A 22,928-nucleotide genomic window follows, 5' to 3' on the forward strand; every position below is an offset into this window, starting at 1 on the left:
CCTACATTCTATATTTAAACTTCTCCGGCTTCTTCACATACCCTTCAATGATAAAACCGCAGCTAGTGCAAATAACATATTCAATATCAGAACCGAGACTCATCTTATCCACAGGAAACATGACCCCATAACCCGAATGCTTCCCTTTCCCCAGCTCATTTGATCCGCACTTTGGACATTTTTCTGCTTTCATATTGATTCTCCTTTCAGCTTCTTTTAGTAAGTTATACGTTCAAAAGCAGGAAAAAGTTTCATGAAAACAGTAAATCCGGCCTAATGAGGCGAATAAGAAATAGTATAAAACATCTGTCACTTCATAATTATTTTGATCAATAATCTTATAAAAATTGGTTCTGCCCCCGCTATTGTAAAATCATAAAGTATCCCAATATCCATGCCCCAAAGCAAACTCAGCACTCTGATCTGCTTCGCAAAGCCTGTCCGGCCTACTTATAAGGAGAAAATAAACAAGATTTGGCGGGCAAGGGGGATAATTACTCTGTAGCGGCTCCCTTTAGCTGTTTTACTGGTTTGAAAGAAAGCTTGATTTTTTACTCTATGTCCGAAGAAGGGGCTCGGTTCAGACTCAGTTACTGTGATTTCGGCTTTCTGTGTCCGAAGTTGAACCGGGTTCTGACTCAGATCTCTGGTTTTCTGCTTTCTGTGTCCGAAGTTTGACCGGGTTTTGACTCAGATCCCGGTTTCCAGCTTCCACACCCGGCTCCAGCTCCCTCCCGCAATCCTAAACAGTCTGCCGTTCAATCAGCTTCACTGATACCTCCTCATGAGTACGGCTTTCACTATCTATCGCTTGAAGCAGCAGCTTTTTTCCCATTTGAACCAGCGGGATTTCTAGTGTGGTGATGTGCATGATTTTGGCTATCGGCTGGTTATCAAATCCCATAATCGCGAGATCCTCAGGAATTCGAATCCCTTTTTCCCTGCAGGATGTGACGGTTCCGGCAGCAGCAAAATCACTTGTTACCAGCAGTGCACTTGGGGGATTATCCATGTTCAATAACCGCTGAACCACTTCTTCGCCATGCTCAAAATTCAGACACTCATAAAAGATATATTCTTCATTATAGGACTCCCCAATTCGGCTTAAAAAATCAGCGTATGCCTTTCCGCGCTGCCTGCTGTTGGCGCCGGACCTTCTTCCAATGCAATACCCGATTTTTTGATGCCCTTTATTATGTAAATACTCTAAAGCATTAGTGAACGTCATATAATGATCGATAAAGGTTGAGGACACATTCTGACTCCTTGCATCCTCACAAAAGACAATGGGACCATACCCGGTAAACTGACTGATGACCTCCCAGCCGCAGATTCTTGAACAAATGATTAATGAATCAATTTGCTTATGCTGCAGCATTTTCAGAGCTTCGATTTCCCTCTCTTCCTCGTAATTCGACTGAAAAAGAACTAATTTATAGTTGTTTTTCATGGCTTCATTGGCAACCCCTTCCACCAGCAGACCGAAATAAGGATGATTGGTAAATGGAACCACCACTCCAATAAGAAGGGTTTCCCCTTTGCTCAAATGAACAGCATTGATATTCCGCTGATAATTGAATTCCTCCATCGCCTGCAGGACCGCTTCCCGCTTGTCTTCCCTCACATAGGGATGATTATTGAGCACTCTCGACACAGTTGTAACCGACACTCCTGCTCTTTTAGCGATATCTTTAATATTTGCCATAAACCCACCTGTTTTTTACTTTTTTTCTTGCTATGAAATGCGTTTCATAAATTAAGCTTTTTTTAACAACTAAAGGAGGTTTCCTTCATGTTCATTCTATCTGGAATATTCTATCTGTTTTTATTATGCAGTTCTATTCTTGCCCTGTCATTTATTCCTATTTCCCTCTATCCGAAAAAGACAGCCAGGAACACTTATGTAAAAGATTACTACAGCTCTTTATTCGATGTCTACGGAGATGAGGCATAACCGGCAGGAGATTCCCTATAAAAAATGTAACCCTCCCATTTTAAGAAGTTTCCGTGTATAGTAACATGTATCCTAACCCGAAAGGAAGGCATAACGTGTTTATGAAAATAACAAAAGAGCAGCAGCAAAAGATGATTGAGGATATCCAGATTTTCTTTTCTGAGGAGAGAGATGAGGATCTATCTGAGTTCGCTGCAGAAAGATTTTTGGATTTTGTTAAGGCGTCTTTGGCCCCGCATTTCTACAATGCAGCAATCGCTGATGTAAAGCATGTTGCGGCACAGCAATATGCTTCAATGGAGGATGAAATCCTGACGCTCGAGCGTCCCATAAAGTAAAGTTCAGCAAAGGAATCACCTATAAAGGGGTGATTCTTTTTCGAGTTTGCCAGAAACACTCCTGTAAATAAACTTTAATACTATGTCATCCACCTGTTATTTTTCTGAAAGTGATCAGTGATATGATTATTTTGACTGCTGTATAGATTTTATAGAGAGCGAGCAAGAAAAATGAACATTACTGATGCTGTGGCACAATTGCATAAATCTGGAATAAAAGCGAATGGCGAAGATGTTGAGCGCTGGATAGAAGAAGGAAAAATAAAAGCGGAACGCAGCGCGAGGAGGCAAGTCAGCTACACCATAAAAATGAAGGATCTCGCTGATTTCATCATTCAGGAAAAAGAAATGCGGTATCTCCAAAAGCTCGAAGGAGTCCAGCTTCAGGTTAAAGACCTGAAAGGGCAAATCGAAATCCTGAATACCCGTATCCAAATAGAGGAATCCAAAGTGAAATCATTGAAGAAAATGATTCAGGCACAAAAACTGATTGCCGATGAAGAAATTCATCCTGCAAAGCTTCTGGACCTGAAGCCTGATGAGGATCTGCAAATTATCCGAAAAGAATTCAAAAAACTATTAAAAGCCCTCCACCCCGACCGCGGTGGAGATGAAAGACTTTTCAAGGTGTTTAATGAACATTATAAAAACATCTTTTAACTGTTGGTAATCGAATATACATGCATCCTATTTCCCGCTCTATGGAAGGTCTTTTCCTTTTTCATGCCTACTTTCTCTGCAACCCGGATAGATGCAAGATTATGAACGTTAATAATGGAAACCAGTTTCCTGTAGTTTAAGCTGGTGAACCCATACTCTTTACAGGCTAGTGCAGCTTCCGTGGCATAGCCTTTTCCCCATTCACGCCTGGCAAACAAGTAGCCTATCTCCATTTCCGTAACCCCGCCAGTATCCTGCGGGGTAATCCCGCACTGCCCCAAAATCCTGCCTGAAGCTTTCTCTTCCGCAATCCAAAGGCCCACACCATAGGACCGATAATTACGCAGCGTCCAGCTGATCCAATCTTCAGCCTGCTCTTTTGTTTTTGTGGAGCGATAAAATCTCATGGCCACCGGGTCTGAAAAGATTTCCATCAAATTAGGCAGATCAGTTCTTTTCATTTTTCTTAAAATCAATCTGTCTGTTTTTAAGACAGTACTGGTCACTCTTATCCCCCTCCCATTATTTCGCACATTCATAAACCGGAAAAGATTGTCCATCTCCATATCCATCTCTAACTTCATGAACTGCGATTTTATTAAATCCGCTGCTTTTGAGCACTTTCTCGAATTCACCCGGTTCATAGAGCCGTATAGGAAAGTCCATCATCTCTGTTTTTTCCGTGATCCCCTCTCGAATGGCTTCATACTTCAGCTTGATCTGAAGGATTTTCGTTTCTTCCCTATATGCTATTTTTCTATATTCTATAATGGTCTGCCCGTCAAACTCTTTCCTGTTCGTTTCAGCCCATTCGGAAACTTCTTCTATATCATGCTTTTTTTCCACAATAGTTAGGAGCATTTTTCCGTTTTCATTGAGGGCATTCTTAAGATTTTTAAGACTTTTATATACCAGGGAATCAGTCAAAAGCGAAAAAGAACCATAAGGAATCAATACTAAATCGTATTTTTTTTCACTTTTAAACTCTTCTATTTTTTCCTGAAAGATAGTGGGCTTTAAGTTTAATGCAGCAGCTTTTTCCCTGCAGACCTTCAGCATGTCTTCTGAGATATCAAAGCCATCAACCTCAATTCCATTCTGCATGAAAGGAATAAGCATTCTGCCATTGCCGCACATCGGCTCCAATACTTTCATTTCACGGTCTTTTACATATGACAGGTAAAAAATCAATTCCGCACCCTCTGCCATTGATTTATCACTTTCATACATTTTTGTACAAAGTTCACCGTAATAGGCAATCATCCATATCCCCCTGCTTTCGCTTTCTATGTCATCACTTATTCCACATCACTGTGAGAATATCCTTTTTAACATTAATCTGAAATTTCGTATTGCGAATTAAATTCAAAATCTTTAAAATAAAACAGAAATCATCTTTGAAAACCAGGGAGACACACATGAACCGCAAAATATTTCTGTATGTAAAAGCCTTTTCTGATCTGGGTACGTTCATGGACTTGATTGCCATTAATGTGCTCATGTATGCGGCCACCGGCAGCTCTGCCTGGCTTGCTGCCACAATGGCCTTCAGGACACTTGGCGGCGTTTTATCCAGCCTTTTCTCAGGGATTCTCGCCGACCGGTATGACAGGCGGAAAATTATGATTTGGACAGATGTTTTCCGGGCCGTTATCATTCTATGCTTAATTCCGTTTCCGAATCCCATCATGATTCTCATTGTCTGCTTCTTTATTGGTTTGACCTCAAGCTTTTTTGCAGTAAGCTACAGCGCCGAAATTCCGCAGATTTTTGGCCAGGATAAAGTGCTGGAGACAAATGCTCTGATTTCCAAACTAACATCTATCAGCCTGGTGTTTGGTTTTATCGGTGCTGGAGTTATCACTGATCTCCTCGGATACGAGGTTACTTTAATTCTTGATGCCGCAACCTACGTTATTTCGGCACTTGTTTTGGTGAAAATGAAGTGGCAAACATCTGAACCAGCCCTGAATGAAGGAATCAGCAGCGGCTTTAAGGAAAAGCTGGCCGGCATTGGCCGGGATTTGAAGGAAGTATATTCATTTATATTGCTTAAACCGATGCTGCTTCTTGTCAATATTGTCTTCCTTATCGGAGCATTTGCAGGGGCTTCGCATAATTTAGGAATTCCGCTGCTGGCAGAAGAGATCGACAGCAGCAAACAAAGCTTTTATTATGGGTTAATCTGGGGTGTATGGGGAATCGGGTCGGTCCTCGCAACCATCATTCTGCCAAGATTGAAAAGCCTCCAGGGGAACCGCTTTTACTTTGCCTGCTTTACAGCAGCCATGCTAATGTCCGCAGGATTTATCACCTTCCTGTCTAATACTGGCTTAGCGGTCATTCTGCCGTTTGCCTTTTTAACCGGTATTTTTGATGCGTGTTTCACGACTCTGCATGCCACCATCCTGCAAAAGACTGACAACCATATCAGAGGCAGAATCTTTGGAGTCGGCATGCTTTTAAAATCATTGGGTTTTGCCCTCGGATTCGTTGGAGCGCCACTTGTACTTGAAGTATTATCATTAGCTGAAATGGTTTGGGTCTTCCATGGGACCTTAATATCCGCAAGTATTTTCGTCCTCATTATTGCTGCAGGGATGCAGAAAAAAGGCAAGAGATTGAGTGAAAGTGTATAAGAAATAGCCCAGCTCATCAGCTGGGCCAGTTTCGTTATTATTGACGAGGTGCAAACAGGATTACAGATGCCCCTATAAGGCAAATCCCTGCGCCAAGCCAATCATAAAAGTCAGGTGTTTTTTTATCTATGCCCCATCCCCATAAAATGGACAGAATGATAAAAACACCTCCATATGCAGCATACACTCTCCCGAATGAGGGGAAGGCCTGGAATGCTGCAATAACACCGTATAATGCAAGGATGACCCCGCCGGCAATTCCCCAGGAAAAAGGCTTTCCTTCGCGTATCCATTGCCAGATTAAATAGCCTCCGCCGATTTCAGCTAAACCGGCCAGTATAAATAAAATAATTGCCTGTAACATCTTTTCACTCCCGGAAACATTTGTTTCAAGTTTACATGTTCTTACTCACAAAAGTAGGTAAGCATGATTGCGATCCAAACCAGTCCATATTTCATTACATTCATTTATTCGCGCTTTCCCCACGAAAGCTTTTCACAGGATAGCGGACAATGTCCCTAATATATCCAATCAGCATGTTCACTCCCCCTTGCAATAAAAAAATCCATGACAGCTTATTCGTCTATCATGGAAATCATATTATTGCGGGCGTTTTGTTTGCCGCTTGGCTTTTTCATCCCTGTCTGATCTAATAATTTTTTCCCGGACATCTGGAGGTATGGAGGCAGAGCTCTGTTTCGACTCAGGTTTCATTTCTGCACCTCCCCCTTTATTTAACGACTTTGTAGCGCTTATGACTGATCACCGTCTTGATGGGCTCATCCTTTTTCGGATTGACACCGAGCTCTACAATGACTGAGTTATCCCGGACCACGACCACTCTGCCTTTTTTCCCTTTTTCAGAACCGCTTATAATGCTAATCGTATCGCCAACATCCGCTTTCTTTCCACTGCTTACCTTATCTGTTTCTTCAGCCATCTCGATTCTCCTTTAAAAATAATATATTTTTAACTATGTCGCTAGTATTGCCGTTTTGGCGTTCAGCAAAACCCGTTTTATTTTCGTGATATCTTATTAATATGAAGATCCTTCAATAAATTTAAGCCTGCCCGGATGATCATCATGATACTTCCAGCAAGGAAAAACGAGATGGAAACCATCTGGCTGACATCTATCAAAAATAGTATACTTCCGATTAAATAAAGAACACCCAGGAGCATGTCATTTACAAAAGAAACAGCCTGATACCGCTTTTCGATGACCATTTTGTAGCTGCCGATCTCAATTTGTACATCCTCCTGCTGCTCTCTGACAATATTTCTTATCTTCATGAATAACACCCCCTGCTTTGCCTTTTCCACATGAGGTGCCAAACATTCATGATTTTTCGGAAAGATGTTAAGAAAAATAATCCAGGACCAATGAAGCCAGCAAGCCGATCGCTGCAACTAATCCGGTCACCGGACCGCTGTCCTCAAAGGCTTCAGGCATCATTGTGGATGCAACCATCGCAATAATCGCTCCCCCTGCAAATCCCGCAATCCCTGATAGAACCTCTTCTGTTGCTCCATCCAAAAATATGTATCCGGCCATTGATGCCATTCCTGAAATAACAAATACCGAACTCCACAGGAGAATGATTTTCTTTTTTGAATAACCGCTTTTTTTCATTCCTGAAGTACTTGAAAGGCCCTCAGGAAAGTTGCTGATAAAAATGGCGGTGACCAAAAGAAAGCTGACCGAATCTGCTTCAAGCATGCTTGTTCCAATCATGATCGATTCCGGTATGGCATCCATAATGGTTCCCGCGAAAAGCACAATTCCGCTGCTGGCTGCTGCTTTATGGCCGGACCTTTTCCTGTGCTGCGCTCCTTTTTTGGAAATCATAATATCGAAGAGGGTAAAGGTGACAGCCCCCGCCATAAACCCAATGCCGGTCGGCAATAAACCGCCTTTATGGACAGACTCACCAAGAAGCTCAAATGAGGCTGCACCAATCAGGACACCTGTACCGAATGCCATAATGTAACCGATCACTTTTTTCCTAATTGGTAAAAACATGGCTGCCAATGCACCCAGCAGGACCGCTGATCCTGAAACTGCGCCCCAAAATGCAGCATTCCACACCAGGACCACCCCCTTCTTTTTGTTTTGTTTCATTATTTCCTTTTGAATCTCCAAGAAAACCTTTCTTACCGACAAAAAAGAGCAGGACCAACAAGGTTCTGCTCAAACTTCCTTTTATACTGTTAAAATTATGCGATTTCCAGAAGGGTCTGCAGTGATCACCTGATTATTTTCAATTGCTCCAGCCGCGCCAAGCTTTTTCAAATTTTCTACTGCCTGATCGATAGCTGCTTCATTTTCAAAAATGAGCCTGAAGGATTGAAGTCCAGCACTATTCTCAGAAGGCTGCGGAGCTCCCACTCCATTCCATGTATTCAACCCAATATGATGGTGGTATTTTCCGCTTGATATGAATAATGCCTGTGTTCCATATCGGCAGACCGCTTCAAACCCCAGACCCTCTGTGTAAAATTTTTCAGTATTCGCCAGTTCAGCCACATGTAAATGAATATGCCCCATAACCGTACCGGCGGGCAAGCCCTTCCAGAACTGCTGCTGCCCAATTGAGAGCAGATCAGGAAAGTCCAGCGGATCAACGGTCATCATAACTTCCCCTTTTTTCCATGTCCAATCGGAAGGACTGCGGTCAATGTAAATTTCTATTCCATTGCCATCCGGATCTGACAAGTATAGTGCTTCACTGACAAGATGGTCGGATGATCCAAATTGCAGACCGATCTCAACGAAATGACGCACTATTTTAGCCAAATCAGAGCGTTTTGGAAGCAGCAGCGCGAAATGATACAAACCCGTTGTTCTTCCCATTTTGGGTTCAGCGTTTTCCGGCTGTTCGATCCTCAGCAATGCCGTTTTGCCATCAGCAGTCAGCTCGGCAGTTCTATCTGTTTTAGATAACACTTTAAATCCAATTACCTCTTTATAGAAAGCCAGGGACCGCTGCAGATCCTGAACTTTTATATTAACCTGCGCAACAAAGGTTATCGGTTTTTGATGAAAGTTCATGTTAATTTCTCCTCCAGTTAATTTGCTTTTGATTGTGTTAATTTGTTCTCAAGTGACAATGGTGATTCCTTAGCTAAAACAAAATAGATCGATGCAGCAAGCAGTATTAAATCCAATTCATAGCCGGCCACTTGACCATTTCCAAGCAGACCTAAAGGCAGCTTAGCAGTAAAGATTGCTCCGAGCATGATGAGAGCAAATAATACAGAAACAATTTTTGTCCCAATTCCCAGAATAAGCGCTATGCCTCCTGCCAGCTCGATACCGGCAACAATATAAGCCATAAAGCCTGGAATCCCGATACTATCGAAGAAACCAGCTGTATTGCTGATCCCTCCCTGAAATTTTGATAATCCATGAATAAAGAAAATAAATCCTAAAATTGCACGCAGAATGAAATGGCCAAATTCGTTTTTGTTCATTTTTTTCCTCCTTGGTTAGTTAATTTTGCTATTTTGTTAGTAACTTACTTTATGTAAGTTAGTATATTATTTATATCTAGTATCGTCAAGTAATTATTTTATTAATAGTTATTTAATTATTTTTGGTTTATGATTATAATAATAAACAAGGAGTGATACGGATGGAGAAATCACTAATTTGTCCAAGATTTGAAAAAGCCATTGGCATATTGAGCCAGCGCTGGACCGGATTGATCATCTATCAATTACTAAACGGGCCACAGCGTTTCTGCAGCATCGAATCCTCAATCGGGATAAGCGGCAAAGTTCTTTCAGACCGGCTAAAGGACCTGGAAAATGAGGGAATCGTAAAACGCAATGTATTCCCTGAAACTCCTGTAAGAATTGAATATTCCCTAACAGAAAAAGGCCTTGCCATGGAGCCGTTAATGAAAGAAATAGAAAAATGGTCGCAGACCTGGTTAGAAGCATAAAAAAGAGCCTTCCCGCTTGGGGAAGACTCTTTTTTTGCGTTATCATTTTGGTGGCAGGTTTTGATTGGAGGTGTGACGGGGTTCGGACTTAGGCTTAATTGGATGGGCGCTGGGTTCGGACTCAGACTCCCGGATGAAGGTGCTTTAAGTTCGGACTCAGTACCCTGGATTTTTGCTTTTTGTGTAAGAAGATGGACCAAGTTCTGACTCTAACTCTCTGTTTTCCTCTTTCTGTGTCCGAAGTTGCACCCGGTTCTGACTCAGTACCTCAGATTTTCGCCTTCTGTGTCCGAAGGTGCACCAGGTTCTGACTCAAATCCCCGGATATCCTCATTCTGTGTCCGAAGCCGAAACCAGGTTCCAACTTCAACTTATTTTCCATCTATCTCACTAATATACTGTTTTACAACTTCATACACATAATCCTGATTTGCTGCCGCGGTGTTAGGATCGTACTTGCCCCCGTTTGTCTTGTTATTGGAAAGGACGCGAATTCCCAGGAATGGAACATCATATGCTCCGGCAATCTGTGCTGCTGCGGCACCTTCCATTTCTTCTACCGATGTTTCGTAGTTTTCGTGGAACCAGTTGATGCGGTCCACTTCATTATTCCATAAATCTGCTGAACCAATAGTTCCTTCGACTACTTTGCCCTTGGTGTACTTATCTTTTACAGCGTTGGCTGCGGCCAGCAGATTTTCATCACCTTCAAAGTAGCGGATCTTTTCCGCATCAGGGTCTTCCCCTGCACTTCCTTCAGAAGCCATCAGGTCCATCGGAATCCAATTGGTTGGTTCGATTCCTTCTCCTTCTTCCAGATGCCCAGTTTTCATTGATCCGATATTGACTGTTCTTTCGCCTAATACAATATCATACACATTCAAGCTCGGATCATGGCCGCCGGATGTTCCCTGATTGATGATTGCAGCGGGATCATATTTTTCAATGGCAATCGCGGTAGCTGCAGCTGTATTTTCCATGCCCTTTCCTGTCTTGGCAACGATGACTGGATACTTGTCCAATTTTCCTTTATAGAAAACAAAATTCCCTGATTTTTCAACCTTAACCTTGTCTAATCGCTCGGCAAATTTTTCAGCCTCGATTGGCATTGGTCCTTGAATAAGAATTGGCTTTTGGGCCCCTTCTGCTTCTGTTTCAAATTTTGGTGCTGAAGTGCACCCCGAAAGCATGGATAAAGACATGACTGCGATGGCAGCGATTGATGCTAATTTTCTTTTCATAGTACGTTCTCCCCCTGTTGTCTGATTCACCCGAAATCCTGGTAATAGAAAAAGGCCTGAAAAAAGCAGAATCTTTTCTACCTTCCAGACCATAGAGTTAAAGCAGCTGCAAAAAGAGTACAGCTTTTTCCTATACTTTAACCCGTAGTCCGGTTCTTTCATTGGGAACCAGGTAGAAACGCTCAGACCATATTACCGAGCATATACGAGTGATGTTTTTTATGATATTCCTTTGCTAATATAACAAATAACCTCTACAAATTCAACCAGAAAACGAACATTTAGTTCATTATTACTATTTAATATTCGTAATTATGAAATCCACAAAAATCCTCCAGCTGAAAACTGGAGGTCGCAAACATTATTATGCCGCTTTTTTCACTTCAGAAGAATGTGATTGGCTGCCGCCCTTTATTACTGCAGCTGCAAGACCGATCAGACCGCCTGCCAAGGATGGGACAATCCAGCCTAAACCAACATCATATAGAGGAAGGATAGCATTAAATAGGTCATTGATTGGCGCGAATGTAATGCCTGCTGCGTTTAAGCCATCAAACAAACTTACCACGAATGTGAAAAGCATGCTTCCCTGATAAACTTCTTTCCTGCCTTTAAAAATCGGATGAAGGAATGTAAGAGCCATCAGTGCAATCGCCAATGGATAGATTCCCACCAATACAGGTACAGAAATGGTGATCAACTGGCTTAAACCAAAGTTGGCAAAAACGGCGCTGAAGATGGACAAAACAACTACGAACATTTTGTAAGAAACCTTTGGCATCAGTTTATTAAAATAGGAAGAACAAGCTGTGATCAGACCGATGCTTGTGGTCAGACAAGCACCAAATACAATTACACTTAGAAGCAATGCCCCTAATGAACCAAAATAATGCTCGGACGCACCTGATAGAACAGCTCCGCCGTTATCCAATGCTCCCAGACCGCTGACACTTGACGCTCCAATAAAGGAAAGCGATGTATAAATGACTGCTAATAGACCGGAAGCAATTAAACCTGCTTTGGCAATCGATACCATGATCTCCTTCTTGGTTGCAGCTCCTTTTTCCTTTACAGCATTTACCACAATAATCCCGAATACAAATGCTGCCAATGCGTCCATCGTCAGATAGCCTTCCTGGAATCCTTTAAAGAATGCACCGTTCATATAGGCTTCAGTAGGAGCCTGGAATGCACCCATTGGATTAAAGAATGCCGCACCAATCAAAACGGCAATAACAATTAGAAGAATAGGTGTTAAATATTTTCCTACAATATCAACAATTTTTGATGAATTCAAAGAGAAAAATGCTGTAATTCCAAAGAAAATAATTGAAAAAATGATTAAGCCGACTGAACCGCTTCCTTCTGACAGATAAGGCTTAATGCCTATTTCGTATGAAACGGTAGCTGTTCTCGGAATTGCAAAAAGCGGTCCGATTGATAAGTACAGGGCTACTGTAAAACCCAGTCCGAACAATGGATTGACACGGCTTGCCAGCGATTGCAAATCACTTTTTCCCGAGAAGCCCAAAGCCAGGATGCCAAGCAATGGCAAACCCACACCCGTAATAATAAAGCCTGCGTTCGCTGACCATACATTCGTTCCTGCCGATTGGCCCAGCATTGCAGGAAAAATTAAGTTTCCTGCCCCGAAAAACAAGGCAAATAGCATAAAACCAACTGTCACAATAAATGAGAATGGTATTTTGTTCGTCATGTTTATTTCCTCCTATTAACAAGGCTTCAAACCTAACAATCTATCAAATTCAAATTTTCTGAAATTATATCACAATAATATTTTTATTTTTGCACTCTAGTAATATATTGCATAACTCAAGATAACATATTCAAAATACTTATGCAATATATCACATAAAACTTTTTGTCGAATCATGCGATATATTGAATTTTTCAGGATACTTCTATATACTAAATTTATTATCTATTGGAAATAACTATAAGTTCGCAGGAAAATTGCTATAAATGAAAAGGTGGTCACAGCTATGCCAATACCCTCTAATTACTCATCACCTACGCGTGTATCCGCTAAAGATCGCGCCTTCTCCCAGATTCAGGAGTGGATTATTGACGGGACACTGCAGCCGAAGGAAAAATTGAACGATGCTGATCTTGCCAATGCGTTAGGAGTCAGCCGCACCCCTATAAGGGAAGCGCTTCAGCTGCTGAATGTTCAGGGGTTTGTCGAAATGTTTCCGGGTGTGGGAACTCAAGTCACTTCAGTTAACCCGGAAGATATCAGCAAGATCCTGCCCCCTTTAGGCGTACTTCAGGCCCTTGCTGCAGAATTGGCAGCACCTGTTATCAGCCAGGAGACAATCAATATTCTTAGGAACATCAACCATAAATTTGCCAAAGCTCTTAAGGCGGGAGATACCTTCTCCGCTTTGAAGCAGGATGAGAAGTTCCATAATATCATTATCGATCTTGCCCAGAATCCTTATATTTCGAATACAGCTTCCATGCTGCAGGCTCATGTCATGCGGTTATACTATAATAAAACTATTATTTTAAAAGAACGTTCTATTGAAGAACATGAAGATATATTAAAAGCTTTTGAACAAAAAGACAGAGAAAAGGCCGGAAATATCGCACGTGTTAATTGGCTTCGGGCAATTGACGAGTATTACTCCGAAGAAAAATGATCAAACGGAAAAAGCAGCCACCATCGGCTGCTTTTTCTTTTACCTAGCTTTTATAGATAATTTCATCAATAATCCCGTATTCCTTTGCTTCTTCGGCAGTCATGAAATAATCACGGTCCGTATCCCGAGCCACTTTTTCTGCAGGCTGGCCAGTTCTTTCTGCAATAATTCCATTGATGTGCTCCCTCAGTTTTAAAATCCGCTTCGCCGAAATTTCGATTTCGGTCGCCTGCCCCCTCGCTCCGCCAAGCGGCTGATGAATCATGATTTCACTATTCGGCAAACTGTAGCGTTTTCCTTTTTTCCCTGCCAGCAGAAGCATCGCCCCAAATGACGCGGCCATTCCAGTACAAATCGTTCTCACATCAGGCTTTATATATTGAATCGTGTCAAAGATGGCAAACCCTGCGGTTGTCGAACCACCCGGACTATTAATATAAAGAGAGATATCCTTTTCAGGAGATTCCGCTGCAAGAAATAGCAGCTGGGCAATCACACTATTGGCAACCACATCATTAATTTCTTCACCAATCATGATAATCCGGTCTTTTAAAAGCCGTGAGTAAATATCGTAGGAACGTTCTCCCTTGCTGGACTGCTCAATGACATATGGTATTGCTGTCATCTTTATCCCTCCTGTTCTTTGCGAATCTATGCCGCCGTACAGAGAGTATTAGAAGGAGATGAAACGGGCACAACAGGCTTCTTCGCATGGCTTTCCAGGGATTGCAGGAAAGGGATGGACTTTATTAAAATGGACGGGTCTTCAGCTGCCACTGATTGCTGCAGCAAATGATAAATCACTTCTTCTTCCTCATTTGCAAAAGAATCTTCAGGCTTATTGTCGACCGGGTGCTGCAGCTGCTTCCGCGCACGGTTCAGCGTAGACTTCACTGCAAATTCTGTAGTCTGAAGGATATCAGCAATTTCTTTAGTTTTGTATCGAAACCCTTCCTTCATTGTAAAAATAACTGCCTGCTTTAATGTTAGACGATTAATGAGGTGGCTGATTGCTTCTCCTCCACCAGAGCTGGGATTCTTCATTTCACCTTCAGGAGACTCTTCCAGCTGCTCCCGCTTCCTGTTTCGAAGAGTGTCGATCCAGCAATTATAGATCACCTTTTTTAAAAGAGCCTGGTTAATTTTCTCAGGCGAATAGTATTTATAAGCGCGGACGATTGCTTCATGGGCCAGATCTTCCCCATCCCAGCGGTTCTGTGCAAGAAACCGGCTATATCGCTGCAGTGAAGGATAGATATCTGCTATACAGCTTTCCTTCTGCTTTAAGGAATTCCTTGATTCTGCCTGAACATTCCCATGTTTCATAAACCTGTTCACTCCTTTAATACATCTCTGCTTCTATAACGGAATAAGACAACAAAAAGATACGGGGGATTAAAATTTTTATCAGTTTATTCTAAGGATATCTGATTTTATACTGCTCCTATCCTATTTTTAGTTTTGTTCCTGTGTGCATTCAAAAGAAAGCCCCAATCCCGGCAGAATTGAGGCTGCTTTTTTATATAATCCGTGAAGTAATAATTCCTTCTATTTGATTAATCTGCTCAAGCAGTCCAGGGATCACATCGCCGTTCACCTTATTATCGATGTCGATCATGGTGTACGCATATTCACCGCGGCTGCGGTTCACCATGTCAGCGATATTCAGCTGGTAGCTTGAAATGGAAAGAGTGATTTGGCCGACCATATTTGGAATGTTTTTATGAAATGCAGTGACACGCCGCTTGCCAGTGTAAGGAAGAGCAGCATTAGGGAAGTTCACTGAGTTTTTAACATTACCTGTTTCAAGGAAGTGCTTTACCTGTCTTGCTGCCATGACGGCACAGTTTTCTTCCGATTCCTTCGTTGATGCGCCAAGGTGCGGAATAGCCACCGCATTTTTCATTTTCAGGATATTTTCATTTGGGAAGTCTGTAATATACTTGCCAACTTTTCCGCTTTCAAGGGCAGCTGCCATAGCTTCTTCATTCACAAGCTCTCCGCGTGAGAAATTCAGAATGTGAACACCATTTTTCATCAAGCTGAATGTATCTTCATTGAACATTTCCCTTGTATTATCGGTTAATGGAACATGCACAGTGATATAGTCGGATTCTGCAAACACCTGCTCGATGCTCATGGCTCGCTGAACATTGCGGGACAGGTTCCAGGCCGTATCGACAGAAATGAATGGATCAAAGCCAACGACATCCATATCAAGTTCAAGTGCATCATTAGCCACAAGTGCCCCGATTGCCCCCAACCCGATGACACCCAGTGTTTTCCCCTTAATTTCTTTTCCGACAAATTGCTTCTTCCCTGCTTCTACAAGCTTAGGGATCTGATCTCCTTCATCTTTCAGCGTTTTGGTCCAGGCAATACCGGCAAAAAGATTCCGGGATGAAGCCATTAAGGAAGTAAGCACCATTTCTTTTACTGCATTCGCATTGGCGCCAGGTGTATTAAAAACGACAATTCCCTGCTCAGTGCATTTCTCCACCGGAATATTATTCACACCTGCACCTGCACGGGCGATTGCTTTTAATCGATCGCCCAATTCCATAGAATGCATATTAAAGCTGCGAAGAACAATCGCATCAGGATTGCCGCTTTCATTATCGATTGTAAAGTGATCTTTGTTAAACACTTCAAGTCCGCTTGGCGCTATGGCATTCAGTGTTTTAATTGTCTTCACTTTGTCTAAAGTCATGGTACTCACTGGATTCTCCCCTTTTCAACTAACTTTGTCAGATTTTTAAAACAGAAAGAGGCAAGGGTAGAATCCCTTACCTCTGCCCAGGCGAACGGCTTCGACACTATGTGCTCCCCCGCGGTGATCCGCGTCTCGCCAGTTACACACAGCCTTTTCGGTTTTTTAAATCTTATCAAAGTCTTCTGAAAACTTCAACCCTTTAAAGCGCTTACATTAATAAAATTTATTTTTATTTTTCTTGCTTTTTTTACAGTATATTTTTTGCATTTTGTACATTATGCTTTCCCCGTCCCGATAAAATTATATAAATAAAAAAATGTTAAACCTATTGATCTTCTTATTTCAGCAGGTGAAGCAGGTGCTTTGGATACAGGAATGGCTATCTGGAAAGCATTATGAAAAGTGTATGGAACGACGTTTTCTTTTTTATGAAAACTTTGTTGAGAGAAATACCTCTTTCTCAACAAGCTGACCTAACAATCAGGTTAGGCACATTATTCTATATTAACCGGAATTCTTTCACCTCTGAATCTGGTGAACATTCGTATTCACCTGAGTATTCCACAAGTCCAATCTCGCAATTTTTGCCGATTTTGACATTTTTGCCTCTGACGACAAGAGCTGAGGTGCCTTCAAGTTCGATGTCATCCCCTTCAATTAATTCTGCCTCGAGCTTGAGGGGAAAGAGCGATTTGATCAATTTAAACAGGCTTTCTCTATGCTGTGCAACTTTTATCTTTCTTCCGCCAATCTCTTTCGCTTTGCTTTCTCCAAATAGTTTAATATCGATCGTTTCTGCGTTAAGTAAACCATCTATCTTAAAAGCCCCTTCCGCGCGGAAAACCTCCGCTTCACAGTCTCCAGCAATCTTTGCTTTCCCGTTCACTGCCATTTCATCGCTTTTTACAGAACCTCCTATAGAGGAATTCCCGGCAACCTCAAGCTTTTGACTGTGGACAGCTTCTGAAATGGATGCGGAGCCATTGATATTTAAAGATTCAGCTTTAACTGCTCCATGGATCTGGGCTGCACCGCTGATCTTTCCTTTTTCGGTTTTTATGTTTCCATGGATCGTCCCCGTACCGTTGCAATTGAATCTCTCGCATTCTATATCACTATTTACCGTGCCCTTTCCATTGATTTCAACTTTATTAAAAGTTCCTCCATTAACCGATCCAACTCCATTAATGATTAAGTTCCCCAGTGTTTTCATTTCCACAGCATTTCCTCCTATGCCAATTTGGATTTTAATTCCTCAGCACATTGCTCTACCGATATAGCGGCAGCCAATTTTGTCCCTTTTTCGAGAAGGACCTGTTCCCCGTTCATTGAAGCCAGGCAGCTGGACATGCCGAGTTTTCGAATGAAGCAGATCACAGCTTTTGGCTCCTGCAGAATCTCTTGATGATCATTTAACAGCTGAAGGAGCATTTTCCCTTCTTCGATATGGATATCCCCCAATTCCAGCAGGCTGGAAAGTATATAAAGCTTTAAAATCTCATAATAATTGAATTCATGAAGCTCCCCCTGTGTGTCCAGAAAGATATTCATAACCGGATCAGAAGCTATTCCTTTAGCCACCAGACTTTCCTTTGTAAGCTTCAGGTTCGAAGCATTCAAGGAAAACAAATCAGCCAGCTCATCCAGAGAAAGGCGATCCTTCATCTTCTGTATCTTTTCAACCCGCTCGAGGATTTTCTCTTTTGGAAAAAAAGTCTCCTGCCCTGTAAAGGTTGATTTTCTGACAAACCAGTCCTCAGGTATCAGGTTCTTCCTTTTCCACCGGTAAAGCTGTCCATATGAAATCCCAGTTAAATCCAGAACTTCTTTTTTTGAAATTAATTCATCGCTCAATTCCAGGACTCCTTTCTGATGATACGATTGTAACATAACACTGTTACGTGCGAAATGTGTTTTTATTCTTTTTTTCCTGATTTTTTTCGACAAATCTTCCGGAATTCACCACGAAATCAATATTGTTCACGCTTTTCACTGTAAAACAATGTTTTATTGACACAAAAAAACCTGGCTCAAATTGAACCAGGTTTCCCTTCATTCGTATATTTTTAGTAAGTTATACTGCTTTCCAATATACCGGTAATTTTGCCTGCGGTACATCTCTTTTGGAGTATCTTCTCCATCCGCCACAAGAATGATCGTTTTATCCTTATACTGATCCATCACGGATTTCTGAAGGGAGCTGCCGATGCCCTTTTTTTGAAAATCCTCATGGACCATCAGTCCATCAATTTCAGCTGTTCGTTCCTTAATAATGACATCAACAGATCCGGCTGCCTTTCCTTTATAAAATGCAATAAGCTGCTGAATACTTTCATCTTTGTAATTTCTTAAGTGCTGAGCTTTCTTTTTCTCTGCGAAGTTTTCCCCATATACCGAATCCTGCTCATACTGAAATTCCAAATAATCGTTCCATGTTTTATCCGTAACATTTTCGACTTTAATTTCTTCCCTTTCCTGGACTTCCGGAAAATCAGCCGGAAGAATCGCAAATAACTCCAGGAACCCAACCGTATAATCTTTATCCTGCTGAAAGAAAGCCACAAGCTCTCCAGAAAGCTCCTCATCATCCGGAAAATAAAATCTTACATGCTTTTGGCCATTTTTCTGATGAAAATCTCTTAAATATTGATGTGCCTCCTCAAACTCCTGAACGGAAGGCATTCTTTTAAAGGCAATAAAATTGCTGTCATACTGAAGGAGCATGTCAGGATTATGATTATGAATAAATAGGTCATTTTCCAGAACAGCGTGTCCCGGTTTATAGATATCATGAAATGTGATCTTTTCCATCGGTTTCTCCTAAAAACATTTTATAAGTATTTATACTCTCTATCTGTTATGAGCACATCATGGCAGCGCATTAAATTCTCCTTTAATTCTGGAGGGGTATTTCTATTATCATACGCACACAGGGAAATTAGGCCAAGGTCAGAAACGGCATTGCCCAGATTCTTTTCATATTGTTCCACCAACGGAATATAGTCCTTCACGTTTCCCCACTCAACCAGACCCCACGTAAATATTTTAGAATGGCTTTCTATATAAGGCTGAATGTTATTTTGAAAAGTTTTCAACACTGTATCAGGATTAAAATTCCCGTTCGAATAATAAAAATCAAAATTATTCATAAAATGAACCCTGTTTAATTCCTCTTTTCCCAACAAATTAGTTAATTCTTTATCAATAAGAAAATAATTCCGGTCATTCTCCACAAACAAAACGTGTCCGCCGCATCTTACACCAGCCGTTATGTATGAGACCGCATTTTGAATATAGCATTCCATTTGATCATAGTGGTATAGAATATGGCCACCGTTTGACTTTTGCAGATCATCAATTAAATCTATTAATAATTCATTCATTGATAAGTCCCCTTAGAACGAAAAAATGTTTGATGTAATATACCGCTACTCACTCCCAGCTGCTTTTCCTTTATTATATCTAAAAATTGAAATAAATGGGGGATTTTCAGCAGGTTTGTCCGGTCCGCATAAAAAAACGGAGGTGAGTTCCTCAAGTCTGCTGCCATTTTAAAAATATTATTCATTCTTCCACTACCGCCCCCGCTATTTCATCAAAATTAATTTTCTCAAGATCCCCGCTCTCCAATTGCAGATATATTTTTCTGCTGATGCCATCCAGTCTGTTTACTCTTCCTTTGTATTCGCGGAAAAATCCTTCCCGCCATACTTTTACTTTCAATAAAAAGGAAAATTCCATTGCATAATGAATTTTGTTTTCATATTCCTCCAATTCATATTCATCTATAAGCGGCTTGTTTTGCGCCATTTGTTCCCTATCCAACTCTCTTAGCATCGCCCTGTGTTCCGGCATGAAGTGAGCAGGCTGCCATTTTATTTTCCCTCTGTCTTTTAGCGGCATAATAAATCCCTCCATACCCTATTATAGAACATTTGTTCTATTTTAAAACCTAAAAAACAAAAATGCTTAAGTTGGTTCATTTGGATAATAAAAGTACGAATGGTAAAATACTCTTTAACTCTCTAAAAAAAGATTGGTGAAATAATGAAGCAGCTGCAAATCAAACATCTGTGGATCGGACGCTTGCTTGCATCCGACCCCGGCCTTATCCGATTTCAAAAAGCCGGACGAGCCACAATAAGTCTAATGGCGTCGGTCTTTACAACCTTATTTCTTATGCAATTGGCTGGTGCTGATTCCGCTTTCGCACTTACTCCGGCCATTGTTTCCGGAATGGCCGGCATGCTTGGCATCATGATTGTGATGGATGACTCTAAAAAAGGTAAAATGCTCACAACTGGCCTGCTGGGATTTTCAGCAATGGCGGGGGTATCGATCGGTTCACTGCTGGCAGAAAGCACAATCTTTACCGATATTTCAATGGTTGTATTAATATTCTTAAGCTTTTATTTGACCCGCTTTGGGGTCCGCTATTTTTCTCTATGCATGATCGCATTCATGACACTTTATTTCTCATCTATTCTGCAATTATCAGGCAGCCAGCTTCCCTCTTTTTACTTTGGGGTCTGGATTGGGGTCGCGTATGCTTTCCTGTTCAATTTCATCCTTTTTCAGGACACTGCGAAAAACCTGAAAAGAAGCATCCGCTCCTTTCATTTCCAAAGTAATTTTACATTCAACCTCTTAATTGATGGGATGCAGCAGGAGAGTATGACTGCTCATCAGCGGGAAGAATTGCGGAGAAACGTTCTGAAGCTCAGGGATTATGCTGTAATGGTTTCTGAGTATATCAATGAGGATGATGTACAAAAATTATGGCCCGGGCTGACCCCTTCCCAGCTGAGGTTATATATCTTTGATACAGGCATGCTGATTGAAACCCTGACTGACTCCATCCGGAGCTTAAAAAAAGCGAATGCACTTGACATAGTAGAGCTGAAAAACCTCCTGGTCTGGGTCACCCGATCTCTTCGTGACGCTGAAGTTCTTGCTCACCAATATGAAGAACAAAACCTTCGTGAAGCAGAGCTTGCTGTACAGGCACTTCGCCTGCTTATTATGGATTTGTTCAACAGGGAAGACAAACCTGCAGGATGGCTTTACTTGATCAGAAGGATCGAGTCCCTTGCAAACCATGTCATTGAGGGCGGCATAACCATACAGCAGGCACTTCATAAAGTTAAAGACAATGAAATAATAGCATCTGAAGAGACGCATGAAGAAGATGAACCATCTGAAGAAGATAAGAGCCTCAAGCCTACCACCAAAAAAGCGTATCAGGCAATGACTGCTGCGATCATATCCATCATTGCCGGACAGATACTGTCGCCTGACCAGCCTTATTGGGTTCTTTTGACAGCCTTTATCGTTTTGCTCGGAACCGAGTCAATCGGGCGCATTTATACAAAAGGTTTTCAGCGGTCAGTTGGAACGATTATCGGGGCAGTGATTGGATTTACGCTTGCCAGATTGGTCAGCGGCCATTCTGTACTGGAAATCACGCTCATTTTTGCAGCAGTTTTCTTCTCTTTTTATTTATTTGAAGTCTCTTATACATTAATGAGCATGTTTATTACGATGCTGGTCGCTTTTATGTATGACCTTTTACTTGGCGGAATATCATTCTCCCTTATCAGTGCCAGGGTTATTGATACTATAGCCGGTGCCGGCATTGCATTCGGCGTTTCTCTATTTATTTTTCCAAAGAAAACGAAGGATAAAGTGGCCGATACGGTAAATGATTACCTTCAGGAACTGAAACCGTATGTCACGGAGTATGTGCGAAGCTTCCGGGAAGATGTGAATGTTAAGGAGCTTTCAGGCAAAGGCTTCTTATTGGATCAAAAGCTTAAAACCATAAACGTCGAAGCGCAATCGCTGATAAAGAAACCCGGGTCTCCGCGCCATGCTGACGTTAACAGATGGATCACCCTTTTCTCAGCCATCAATTACTATGCAAGACATCTGGTGGCTTCCTCCTACCGGAAAGGATTCGACTATCCTGATGAGCTGGTCGATGTTTTCATTAGGATTGAGGAGAAACTTGAATTAAATATTGAAACATTAATGGACCTGATTAAAGAAAGCGGAGACGGCACGCTTGTCTATAGTCTCGACAGGGAAAGAGAACAAATTGAACGAATGGCTCCAACAAGACAGCAATCCCAGCGTGATTTGATTCATCACCTTTATTTCGTCTGGAGAATCAACAAAGCCATTGTGGAATTGGCAGAAGAGCTTGGTGCAGGGAAGGAGCAATAATGCTCCTTCTTTTTTATTTCTATACTGATTAATAATAGTAATATGGAGGATATGCATAATACGGATATCCATAATAAGGGTACGGGTATCCATACCCGAATGGCGGAGCCAGGGCACTTCCCAAAAACAGACCTCCCAGAAAAGGAAAACCGAAGCCAAAACCGAATGGTCTTCCGAATCCAAACGGTCTTCCAAACCCAAATGGCCTGCCAAACCCGAAAGGTCTCCTAAAACCAAATGGTCTCCTCAAGTCATGTTCCGGGCTAATCTGCATGATTTCATTAATTCCATTCTGCATGTTTAGACCTCCTCAAGATAATTTTCTGTATTAGCTTATGCAGATATTTATTTTCAGAGTAGGCAGTCACCCATACACAGAAATCCAAAAATACGGCAAAAAAAGAGCCATGCCCGAAGCATAACTCTGAGTTTTTTCATTTCTTTATCGCAGTCTAACGGGCAGTAAGACCCCCACTTCAAGACTCAGAGGAATCATAGGAGGATAAGTGGGGGTCAAACTGCCCGTAAAGGCCCGATTGGTTCAACT

The 22,928-nt window shown here is 41.7% G+C and carries 28 protein-coding genes and 2 riboswitches; of the genes, 7 read left to right on the plus strand and 21 right to left on the minus strand.

The window, feature by feature from the left end; all coding sequences use genetic code 11:
- Nucleotide 1: 1 nt before the first annotated feature.
- Both PBF_RS09345 and PBF_RS09350 read right to left on the minus strand, forming a co-directional pair.
- Nucleotides 2–193 carry a hypothetical protein gene (locus PBF_RS09345; RefSeq protein WP_035329447.1) on the minus strand — a complete coding sequence of 64 codons (192 nt, stop codon included), beginning with the start codon at nucleotides 191–193 and terminating at the stop codon, nucleotides 2–4.
- Between the two features lie 549 nt (nucleotides 194–742).
- Nucleotides 743–1,705, minus strand: coding sequence for a LacI family DNA-binding transcriptional regulator (locus tag PBF_RS09350; protein WP_035329448.1), 963 nt, complete (start codon nucleotides 1,703–1,705; stop codon nucleotides 743–745).
- Between the two features lie 87 nt (nucleotides 1,706–1,792).
- On the opposite strand from PBF_RS09350, the gene PBF_RS26115 reads away from it, so the two are divergent.
- The 3 genes from PBF_RS26115 (at nucleotide 1,793) to PBF_RS09360 (ending at nucleotide 2,952) form a co-directional block, all read left to right on the plus strand.
- Complete coding sequence (locus tag PBF_RS26115; protein WP_160169253.1) at nucleotides 1,793–1,954, plus strand: hypothetical protein; 162 nt, start codon at nucleotides 1,793–1,795, stop codon at nucleotides 1,952–1,954.
- Nucleotides 1,955–2,049: 95 nt separating this feature from the next.
- A complete protein-coding gene (locus PBF_RS09355) occupies nucleotides 2,050–2,292 on the plus strand; it encodes a DUF2164 domain-containing protein (RefSeq protein ID WP_035329449.1) in 243 nt (80 codons plus the stop codon).
- Between the two features lie 171 nt (nucleotides 2,293–2,463).
- On the plus strand, nucleotides 2,464–2,952 hold the full coding sequence (locus tag PBF_RS09360; RefSeq protein WP_035329450.1) for a hypothetical protein: 489 nt from the start codon (nucleotides 2,464–2,466) through the stop codon (nucleotides 2,950–2,952).
- Here the strand turns inward: PBF_RS09360 and PBF_RS09365 are convergent.
- Together PBF_RS09365 and PBF_RS09370 are read right to left on the minus strand one after the other, a co-directional pair.
- Nucleotides 2,949–3,458 carry a GNAT family N-acetyltransferase gene (locus PBF_RS09365; RefSeq protein ID WP_035329451.1) on the minus strand — a complete coding sequence of 170 codons (510 nt, stop codon included), beginning with the start codon at nucleotides 3,456–3,458 and terminating at the stop codon, nucleotides 2,949–2,951. The genes PBF_RS09360 and PBF_RS09365 overlap by 4 nt on opposite strands.
- A 16-nt stretch (nucleotides 3,459–3,474) precedes the next feature.
- Nucleotides 3,475–4,215: a class I SAM-dependent methyltransferase gene (locus tag PBF_RS09370; RefSeq protein ID WP_035329452.1), complete on the minus strand. Its 741-nt coding sequence runs from the start codon at nucleotides 4,213–4,215 to the stop codon at nucleotides 3,475–3,477.
- Between the two features lie 155 nt (nucleotides 4,216–4,370).
- On the opposite strand from PBF_RS09370, the gene PBF_RS09375 reads away from it, so the two are divergent.
- Nucleotides 4,371–5,591, plus strand: coding sequence for an MFS transporter (locus tag PBF_RS09375; protein WP_035329454.1), 1,221 nt, complete (start codon nucleotides 4,371–4,373; stop codon nucleotides 5,589–5,591).
- A 37-nt stretch (nucleotides 5,592–5,628) separates the two neighbouring features.
- Here the strand turns inward: PBF_RS09375 and PBF_RS09380 are convergent, their stop codons facing one another.
- From PBF_RS09380 to PBF_RS09405, 6 genes are all read right to left on the minus strand, one after another.
- The gene (locus PBF_RS09380) at nucleotides 5,629–5,955 is read right to left on the minus strand and encodes a YnfA family protein (RefSeq protein WP_035329456.1); all 327 of its coding nucleotides are present in this window, start codon (nucleotides 5,953–5,955) and stop codon (nucleotides 5,629–5,631) included.
- Nucleotides 5,956–6,322: 367 nt separating this feature from the next.
- Nucleotides 6,323–6,532, minus strand: a complete 210-nt coding sequence (locus tag PBF_RS09385) for a DUF2187 family protein (protein ID WP_035329457.1) — start codon at nucleotides 6,530–6,532, stop codon at nucleotides 6,323–6,325.
- A gap of 77 nt (nucleotides 6,533–6,609) precedes the next feature.
- On the minus strand, nucleotides 6,610–6,885 hold the full coding sequence (locus tag PBF_RS09390; RefSeq protein WP_035329458.1) for a YrhK family protein: 276 nt from the start codon (nucleotides 6,883–6,885) through the stop codon (nucleotides 6,610–6,612).
- A 67-nt stretch (nucleotides 6,886–6,952) separates the two neighbouring features.
- Nucleotides 6,953–7,681: a ZIP family metal transporter gene (locus PBF_RS09395; protein ID WP_035329459.1), complete on the minus strand. Its 729-nt coding sequence runs from the start codon at nucleotides 7,679–7,681 to the stop codon at nucleotides 6,953–6,955.
- A 114-nt stretch (nucleotides 7,682–7,795) separates the two neighbouring features.
- Entirely contained in the window at nucleotides 7,796–8,644 is an 849-nt protein-coding gene (locus PBF_RS09400; protein ID WP_035329460.1) for a VOC family protein, read from the minus strand.
- 17 nt (nucleotides 8,645–8,661) lie between these two features.
- Nucleotides 8,662–9,066 (minus strand): DoxX family protein, encoded by a 405-nt coding sequence (locus PBF_RS09405; protein ID WP_035329461.1) that lies wholly within the window; start codon nucleotides 9,064–9,066, stop codon nucleotides 8,662–8,664.
- 161 nt (nucleotides 9,067–9,227) lie between these two features.
- On the opposite strand from PBF_RS09405, the gene PBF_RS09410 reads away from it, so the two are divergent.
- Nucleotides 9,228–9,539, plus strand: coding sequence for a winged helix-turn-helix transcriptional regulator (locus PBF_RS09410; RefSeq protein ID WP_035329462.1), 312 nt, complete (start codon nucleotides 9,228–9,230; stop codon nucleotides 9,537–9,539).
- Nucleotides 9,540–9,910: 371 nt separating this feature from the next.
- On the opposite strand, the gene PBF_RS09415 is transcribed toward PBF_RS09410, so the two are convergent.
- A complete protein-coding gene (locus tag PBF_RS09415; protein ID WP_035329463.1) occupies nucleotides 9,911–10,780 on the minus strand; it encodes a 5'-methylthioadenosine/S-adenosylhomocysteine nucleosidase in 870 nt (289 codons plus the stop codon).
- 125 nt (nucleotides 10,781–10,905) lie between these two features.
- Nucleotides 10,906–11,009, minus strand: a riboswitch (purine riboswitch).
- A gap of 135 nt (nucleotides 11,010–11,144) precedes the next feature.
- Nucleotides 11,145–12,497 carry a branched-chain amino acid transport system II carrier protein gene (brnQ, locus tag PBF_RS09420; RefSeq protein ID WP_035329464.1) on the minus strand — a complete coding sequence of 451 codons (1,353 nt, stop codon included), beginning with the start codon at nucleotides 12,495–12,497 and terminating at the stop codon, nucleotides 11,145–11,147.
- A gap of 286 nt (nucleotides 12,498–12,783) precedes the next feature.
- On the opposite strand from brnQ, the gene PBF_RS09425 reads away from it, so the two are divergent.
- On the plus strand, nucleotides 12,784–13,443 hold the full coding sequence (locus PBF_RS09425) for a GntR family transcriptional regulator (protein WP_035329465.1): 660 nt from the start codon (nucleotides 12,784–12,786) through the stop codon (nucleotides 13,441–13,443).
- A gap of 43 nt (nucleotides 13,444–13,486) precedes the next feature.
- Here PBF_RS09425 and clpP read toward each other — a convergent pair whose 3' ends face one another.
- The 8 genes from clpP to PBF_RS09470 all read right to left on the minus strand — a co-directional run bounded on the left by clpP (nucleotide 13,487) and on the right by PBF_RS09470 (nucleotide 20,059).
- Nucleotides 13,487–14,068: an ATP-dependent Clp endopeptidase proteolytic subunit ClpP gene (clpP, locus tag PBF_RS09430; protein ID WP_035329466.1), complete on the minus strand. Its 582-nt coding sequence runs from the start codon at nucleotides 14,066–14,068 to the stop codon at nucleotides 13,487–13,489.
- A gap of 26 nt (nucleotides 14,069–14,094) precedes the next feature.
- Nucleotides 14,095–14,769 carry a sigma-70 family RNA polymerase sigma factor gene (locus PBF_RS09435; RefSeq protein ID WP_035329467.1) on the minus strand — a complete coding sequence of 225 codons (675 nt, stop codon included), beginning with the start codon at nucleotides 14,767–14,769 and terminating at the stop codon, nucleotides 14,095–14,097.
- A 193-nt stretch (nucleotides 14,770–14,962) separates the two neighbouring features.
- A complete protein-coding gene (locus PBF_RS09440; RefSeq protein WP_035329468.1) occupies nucleotides 14,963–16,162 on the minus strand; it encodes a phosphoglycerate dehydrogenase in 1,200 nt (399 codons plus the stop codon).
- 68 nt (nucleotides 16,163–16,230) lie between these two features.
- Nucleotides 16,231–16,309, minus strand: a riboswitch (ZMP/ZTP riboswitch).
- Between the two features lie 346 nt (nucleotides 16,310–16,655).
- Entirely contained in the window at nucleotides 16,656–17,369 is a 714-nt protein-coding gene (locus tag PBF_RS09445) for a polymer-forming cytoskeletal protein (RefSeq protein ID WP_035329656.1), read from the minus strand.
- Between the two features lie 17 nt (nucleotides 17,370–17,386).
- Nucleotides 17,387–18,010 carry a YhbD family protein gene (locus PBF_RS09450; RefSeq protein ID WP_035329469.1) on the minus strand — a complete coding sequence of 208 codons (624 nt, stop codon included), beginning with the start codon at nucleotides 18,008–18,010 and terminating at the stop codon, nucleotides 17,387–17,389.
- A gap of 198 nt (nucleotides 18,011–18,208) precedes the next feature.
- On the minus strand, nucleotides 18,209–18,967 hold the full coding sequence (locus PBF_RS09455; protein WP_035329470.1) for a GNAT family N-acetyltransferase: 759 nt from the start codon (nucleotides 18,965–18,967) through the stop codon (nucleotides 18,209–18,211).
- Between the two features lie 20 nt (nucleotides 18,968–18,987).
- Complete coding sequence (locus tag PBF_RS09460; protein ID WP_035329471.1) at nucleotides 18,988–19,539, minus strand: MEDS domain-containing protein; 552 nt, start codon at nucleotides 19,537–19,539, stop codon at nucleotides 18,988–18,990.
- 181 nt (nucleotides 19,540–19,720) lie between these two features.
- Nucleotides 19,721–20,059, minus strand: coding sequence for a YolD-like family protein (locus PBF_RS09470; RefSeq protein WP_035329473.1), 339 nt, complete (start codon nucleotides 20,057–20,059; stop codon nucleotides 19,721–19,723).
- A 144-nt stretch (nucleotides 20,060–20,203) separates the two neighbouring features.
- Here PBF_RS09470 and PBF_RS09475 point away from each other — a divergent pair, with 144 nt between their 5' ends.
- A complete protein-coding gene (locus PBF_RS09475; RefSeq protein WP_051488852.1) occupies nucleotides 20,204–22,381 on the plus strand; it encodes an FUSC family protein in 2,178 nt (725 codons plus the stop codon).
- A 28-nt stretch (nucleotides 22,382–22,409) separates the two neighbouring features.
- Here PBF_RS09475 and PBF_RS09480 read toward each other — a convergent pair whose 3' ends face one another.
- Nucleotides 22,410–22,667, minus strand: a complete 258-nt coding sequence (locus PBF_RS09480) for a hypothetical protein (RefSeq protein ID WP_200870031.1) — start codon at nucleotides 22,665–22,667, stop codon at nucleotides 22,410–22,412.
- Nucleotides 22,668–22,928 lie beyond the last annotated feature (261 nt).

It is taken from the genome of Cytobacillus firmus DS1 (genome assembly GCF_000565285.1).
In the GTDB taxonomy this organism is placed as follows: Bacteria; Bacillota; Bacilli; order Bacillales; family Cytobacillaceae; genus Cytobacillus; species Cytobacillus firmus_A.

Bases quoted from the DNA above. Each gene is read 5' to 3' on its own strand.
- PBF_RS09425 (WP_035329465.1), top strand. From the start codon at position 12,784: ATGCCAATACCCTCTAATTACTCATCACCTACGCGTGTATCCGCTAAA.
- PBF_RS09410 (WP_035329462.1), top strand. From the start codon at position 9,228: ATGGAGAAATCACTAATTTGTCCAAGATTTGAAAAAGCCATTGGCATA.
- PBF_RS09460 (WP_035329471.1), bottom strand. From the start codon at position 19,539: ATGAATGAATTATTAATAGATTTAATTGATGATCTGCAAAAGTCAAAC.
- PBF_RS09370 (WP_035329452.1), bottom strand. From the start codon at position 4,215: ATGATTGCCTATTACGGTGAACTTTGTACAAAAATGTATGAAAGTGAT.
- PBF_RS09385 (WP_035329457.1), bottom strand. From the start codon at position 6,532: ATGGCTGAAGAAACAGATAAGGTAAGCAGTGGAAAGAAAGCGGATGTT.
- PBF_RS09415 (WP_035329463.1), bottom strand. From the start codon at position 10,780: ATGAAAAGAAAATTAGCATCAATCGCTGCCATCGCAGTCATGTCTTTA.
- PBF_RS09380 (WP_035329456.1), bottom strand. From the start codon at position 5,955: ATGTTACAGGCAATTATTTTATTTATACTGGCCGGTTTAGCTGAAATC.
- clpP (WP_035329466.1), bottom strand. From the start codon at position 14,068: ATGACAGCAATACCATATGTCATTGAGCAGTCCAGCAAGGGAGAACGT.
- PBF_RS09445 (WP_035329656.1), bottom strand. From the start codon at position 17,369: ATGAAAACACTGGGGAACTTAATCATTAATGGAGTTGGATCGGTTAAT.
- PBF_RS09405 (WP_035329461.1), bottom strand. From the start codon at position 9,066: ATGAACAAAAACGAATTTGGCCATTTCATTCTGCGTGCAATTTTAGGA.
- PBF_RS09350 (WP_035329448.1), bottom strand. From the start codon at position 1,705: ATGGCAAATATTAAAGATATCGCTAAAAGAGCAGGAGTGTCGGTTACA.
- PBF_RS09400 (WP_035329460.1), bottom strand. From the start codon at position 8,644: ATGAACTTTCATCAAAAACCGATAACCTTTGTTGCGCAGGTTAATATA.
- PBF_RS09345 (WP_035329447.1), bottom strand. From the start codon at position 193: ATGAAAGCAGAAAAATGTCCAAAGTGCGGATCAAATGAGCTGGGGAAA.
- PBF_RS09390 (WP_035329458.1), bottom strand. From the start codon at position 6,885: ATGAAGATAAGAAATATTGTCAGAGAGCAGCAGGAGGATGTACAAATT.
- PBF_RS09475 (WP_051488852.1), top strand. From the start codon at position 20,204: ATGAAGCAGCTGCAAATCAAACATCTGTGGATCGGACGCTTGCTTGCA.
- PBF_RS09375 (WP_035329454.1), top strand. From the start codon at position 4,371: ATGAACCGCAAAATATTTCTGTATGTAAAAGCCTTTTCTGATCTGGGT.
- PBF_RS09455 (WP_035329470.1), bottom strand. From the start codon at position 18,967: ATGGAAAAGATCACATTTCATGATATCTATAAACCGGGACACGCTGTT.
- PBF_RS09360 (WP_035329450.1), top strand. From the start codon at position 2,464: ATGAACATTACTGATGCTGTGGCACAATTGCATAAATCTGGAATAAAA.
- brnQ (WP_035329464.1), bottom strand. From the start codon at position 12,497: ATGACGAACAAAATACCATTCTCATTTATTGTGACAGTTGGTTTTATG.
- PBF_RS09435 (WP_035329467.1), bottom strand. From the start codon at position 14,769: ATGAAACATGGGAATGTTCAGGCAGAATCAAGGAATTCCTTAAAGCAG.
- PBF_RS26115 (WP_160169253.1), top strand. From the start codon at position 1,793: ATGTTCATTCTATCTGGAATATTCTATCTGTTTTTATTATGCAGTTCT.
- PBF_RS09470 (WP_035329473.1), bottom strand. From the start codon at position 20,059: ATGCCGCTAAAAGACAGAGGGAAAATAAAATGGCAGCCTGCTCACTTC.